The sequence below is a fragment of the Mesorhizobium sp. M7A.F.Ca.ET.027.03.2.1 genome (assembly GCF_003999175.1).
Taxonomy (GTDB): Bacteria; Pseudomonadota; Alphaproteobacteria; order Rhizobiales; family Rhizobiaceae; genus Mesorhizobium.
The window spans coordinates 1-2,626 of record NZ_RZOM01000882.1; the positions used below are offsets into that span (position 1 = coordinate 1).

Annotated in this window: 2 protein-coding genes and 1 pseudogene; all 3 read left to right on the forward strand. The window is 63.3% G+C overall.

Translation table 11 applies throughout. The annotated features are described in order from the left end of the window. Positions 1-517: pseudogene (locus tag EN750_RS28390) on the forward strand (beta-ketoacyl-ACP synthase); the annotation flags it as partial. Between the two features lie 37 nt (positions 518-554). Next, a complete protein-coding gene (locus tag EN750_RS28395; RefSeq protein WP_127398721.1) occupies positions 555-1,583 on the forward strand; it encodes a zinc-binding dehydrogenase in 1,029 nt (342 codons plus the stop codon). Positions 1,584-1,596: 13 nt separating this feature from the next. Next, the gene (locus EN750_RS28400) at positions 1,597-2,580 is read left to right on the forward strand and encodes a lipid A biosynthesis lauroyl acyltransferase (protein ID WP_189526534.1); all 984 of its coding nucleotides are present in this window, start codon (positions 1,597-1,599) and stop codon (positions 2,578-2,580) included. Positions 2,581-2,626: the final 46 nt, after the last annotated feature.

Genomic DNA, 2,626 nt, shown 5'->3' on the forward strand with positions numbered 1-2,626 from the left:
ACTGGAAACCGCACTCGCGCGCGGCGCCACGATTCTTGGCATCCTGCGCGGCTGCGGCGAAAAGGCGGACGATTTCCACCGCACCCGCTCGAAGCCGGACGCTTCGCCGGCGATCGCGGCGGTTCGTGCTGTGCTAGCCGATGCCGGCTTGAGCCAGGACGAGATCGACTACGTTAACGCCCACGGCACCTCGACGCCGGAAAACGACAAGATGGAGCATCTGTCGCTGTCGACGGTGTTCGGCGAGCGGATCGGCTCGATGCCGGTCTCGTCGAACAAATCGATGATCGGCCACACGCTGTCGGCGGCGGGCGCCGTCGAGGCGGCGTTCTCACTGATGACGATGCGCGAAAGCGTCATTCCACCGACCATCAACTATGACAATCCCGACCCCGCGATCGTGCTCGACGTGGTGCCGAACAAGAAGCGCAATGCCGAGGTCCGCACCGTGCTGTCGAACTCCTTCGGCTTCGGCGGCCAGAACACTTGCCTTGTCATGGCGCGGGAACCGGTCTAAGCGACCTTTTTCAGCCAGACCGAAACCGACAGGCCCAATGCGCGCATTGCAACTTATCGAGGACCGCCGTCTTGAAACGGTGGACCTGCCGCCTCCCCCACCGCCGGCACTTGGCGAAGTCACGCTGCGCATCAAGGCGGTGGCGCTGAACCATATCGACGTCTGGGGCTGGCGCGGCATGGCCTTCGCCAAGCGCAAGCTGCCGCTGGTCGTCGGCGCCGAAGCCTCGGGCGAGGTCGAGGCGGTAGGCTCCGGCGTTTCCAGCCTGCTGCCCGGACAATTGGTATCGATCTACGGCGCGCGCACCTGCGGCCTCTGCCGAGCCTGCCGCGAAGGCCACGACAACCTCTGTGAACATGTTTCGGGTGTGCACGGTTTCCATCTCGACGGTTTCGCGCAAGAGAAGATCAACCTGCCGGCTCGCCTGCTGGTCCCTGCCCCGCCCGGCGTGACCGACATCGGCGCGGCGGTCGCGCCCGTCACCTTCGGCACGGTCGAGCACATGCTGTTCGACAACGCCAGGCTACAGCCCGGCGAGACGATCCTTATCCATGCCGGCGGATCCGGCATCGGCTCGGCAGCCATCCAGCTGGCCAAACGGATGGGCTGCACCATCATCACCACGGTCGGCTCCAACGACAAGATCGACAAAGCCAAGGCGCTCGGCGCCGACCATGTCATCAACTACCGCGACGACCGTTTCGAGGGCGTCGTGCGCAAGCTGACCAAGAAGAAGGGCGTCGATGTCGTCTTCGAACATGTCGGCGCCGACACTTTTGCCGCCTCGATGCTGTGCCTGAAGCGTGGCGGCCGCCTGGTGACCTGCGGTTCGACTTCCGGCGTGTCGACGCAGATCAACCTCATGCAGCTGTTCCAGCAGCAATTGAAACTGCTTGGCTCGTTTGGCTGCCGCATGGAAAACATGGCCAACGCCATGCAGAAAATGGCGGCGGGACAGGTCGCACCCGTCATCGACACCGAAGTCGGCTTCGACGGTATCGACGCCGCGCTGAAGCGCATGGAAGGCCGCGACGTTTTCGGCAAGATCATCCTGCGCGTCGGCTAGAGCCTTGACCTCTGTGTTCAAGAAGTTCCGCCGGGATCTAAAATTTCGCTACGGCAGGCAACTGCGCCAGCTCAATTACTGGCTGGTGGCGCGCGCCGCAATGATGATCATCTCGGTCCTGCGCCTGCTGCCGGCCGACAGTGCGTTGAATTTCGCCGACCGCGCCGCACGCATGGTCGGCCCCCGGGTGGGACGCCATCAGGTCGCCGTCGACAATCTGCGCAAGGCCTATCCGGAAAAGGGCGAAGCCGAGATCCAGGCGATCGCCTCCGACATGTGGGGCAACATGGCCCGTCTTGCCGCGGAATACATCTTTCTCGACGCCCTCTTCGACTATGACCCTACAGCGATCAAGCCCGGCCGCATCGAGGTCAAAGGAGCGGACCACTTCCTCGAAATCGCCAGCGAAGTGAAGCCGCACATCGTCTTTACCGGCCATCTCGGCAATTTCGAACTTCTGCCGGTGGCGGCGGCGACCTTCGGCATGAACATCACGGCGCTGTTTCGCCCACCCAACAATCCTTATCTTGCCGACTACATCCTCTCGACGCGCCGCTCGACCATGGGCTCGTTGCTGCCATCGATGGCCGGTGCCTCATTCGCCTTGGCCGGGGTCCTGGAGAACGGCGGCAACATCGGCATCCTTGTCGACCAGAAATTCTCCAACGGACTGGAGACGACATTCTTCGGCCGTCCGTGCCAGAGCAATCGGGTGCTGGCCACCCTTGCCCGTCACTATGACTGCGACGTCTATCCGGCTCGCTGCATCAGGCTGCCAGGCAACCGCTTCCGGCTCGAAATCGAGGACAAGCTGCCATTGCCGCGCACGGCTGACGGCAGCGTCGATGTCCACGCCACCACCCAGCGTCTCAACGATGTCGTCGAACGCTGGGTGCGAGAAGATCCCGGCCAGTGGATGTGGTTCCACAAAAGGTGGGAGATCAGCGGCGGGCGTCGAAAGCGGCCCTCGCAGGCAAAAGCGGTCCCGAACGCTTAAACAGAACTGCTGGCGAGGGTGTTAGCCCTGCGCCAGCCGACAACAG

Coding starts and splice junctions, on each gene's coding strand:
- EN750_RS28395 (WP_127398721.1), top strand. CDS start 555: ATGCGCGCATTGCAACTTATCGAGGACCGCCGTCTTGAAACGGTGGAC.